The following is a 1,701-nucleotide window of genomic DNA, read 5'->3' as shown; positions in this document are numbered from 1 at the left end:
TCTACGAGTTCTTCGGCGAGCGCGGGGAGGGTCCGCTGCTCAACCCGATGCCGCGCGACCGGGCCGGCGGGCTGCGCGCGGGCGCGCACCACAACCCGATGGAGCCGCTCGGGTTCGAGGGCCGGCTGCGCTACAACCCGAAGGTGCCGCATCGTCGGCGCCGCGCGTTGACCGACCGGCAGTGGGACGCGCTGTTCGGGGTGCTGCGCTCGGATCGGGACCGGGCGCTGCTGGCGCTGGCGGTGAGCACCGCGGCGCGGGCGGCGGAGATCCTGGGGTTGCGCGCGGTGGACGTGGACTGGGGCGAGCAGACCGTGCAGGTTCGGCGCAAGGGCAGCGGAGCGGCTCAGTGGCTGCCGGCCAGCCCGGAGGCGTTCGTCTGGCTGCGTCTGTGGGTCGCCCAGCTCGACGACCTGGCCGGGGACGATCCGGTCTGGCAGACGTTGCGCCGCCGCAGCACGGGCGGCGGTTCCCCGCGACGCTCGGTGCTGACCTATGACGCGCTGCGCGCGGTGCTGCGGCGGGCGAACACCGCGCTGGGCACCAACTGGACCATGCACGACCTGCGGCACACCTGCGCGTTGCGGCTGCTGCGCGGGACCGGGGTCTCGGTGCGCGACGTGCAGGTCATCCTCGGCCACGCGCACCTGTCGACCACGCAGGTCTACCTCGGCGAGGACGACAGCGAGGTGATCGCCCGGGTGCACCGCCACCTCGCCGACCGCGCGCACGCGTCGGCGCCGCCGCGGCCGCCGTCGGGCTACGACCCCACCGACCTGGCCGTGCTGCTCGGCGGGGACGTCCGGGGCGGGGACGTGATCGCGTGATCACCACCGCGTCCCCCGCGCCCCTGACGGCGGCGACCGTCCCGCTGCGGCGCGGGGCCGCCGACGAGCTCGGCGTCGAGGAGGTCCTGGCCGCCATCGCGGCGTTGCCGGTCTGGACGGACTGGCCGCCCACGCGGCAGCGCGCCACCACACAAACGGCTCGGCGCATCCTGGTCGGGCTCGCGGCCTACCCGGGGACAGGGTGGCAGCAGCGGTGGACCAGCGCCGGCGCCGAGCACAGCACTCCCTGGGACGCCGGTGTCCACCAGCTCGCCATCGCCGGGCCCCCTGCTCGCCCGCCGAGCCGGCTGGCGGTCAAGCAGGGCGTGATGGGACTGATGTTGGCCCAGGCGATCCTGCCGGGCTACGGGTTCCTCGCCGAGCTCCGGCCGGCCAGCCACTGGTATCGCGAGGCCCGCACGATCCTCGCGCCGGCGACGTTCGCCCGCCTCGTCGACCGGGCCGCCGAGCTGGGGATCTCCGAGCACGTCCGGGACCGGGCGCTGCTGGTGCTGGGCAAGATGGTGCTGCACACCGGTCTGGATCCCGCCCGCCTCGGCGTCGCGGAGTTCGACGAGTTCCAAGCCGCGGCCCGCCTCCGCGGCCACAGCACACCCGGAGGGACCGTGGCGGCGTGGGATCTGCTGCGCGGACGCGGCATCCCCGCCGAGTTGAGCTACGGCGAGCACCAGCGGGCCGGCCAGCAGGGCACCGCCGAGCTGGTCGACAGCTACGGGCTGCGCTGCCGGGCGGTCCGGGACGTGCTGGTGCGCTACCTCGACGAGCGGCGCCCCGGGCTGGACTTCAAGAGCTTCCGCAACATGGTCGGACACCTGGTCGGGGCGTTCTGGGCCGACATCGAGGCCCACCATCC

The 1,701-nt window shown here is 75.0% G+C and carries 1 protein-coding gene and 1 pseudogene; both read left to right on the top strand.

Annotated features, from left to right (window positions below):
• The coding region (locus KME75_RS41320) for a tyrosine-type recombinase/integrase (protein ID WP_219420428.1) at positions 1-827 on the top strand (827 nt) is incomplete at its 5' end.
• Positions 824-1,701: pseudogene (locus tag KME75_RS41315) on the top strand (site-specific integrase); the annotation flags it as partial. The gene KME75_RS41320 and the pseudogene KME75_RS41315, both read left to right, overlap by 4 nt.

Source organism: Pseudonocardia nigra, assembly GCF_019396355.1.
Lineage (GTDB): Bacteria > Actinomycetota > Actinomycetes > Mycobacteriales > Pseudonocardiaceae > Pseudonocardia > Pseudonocardia nigra.
The sequence above is the reverse complement of the archived record's forward strand: the minus strand, read 5'-3'. Positions and strand labels throughout refer to the sequence as shown.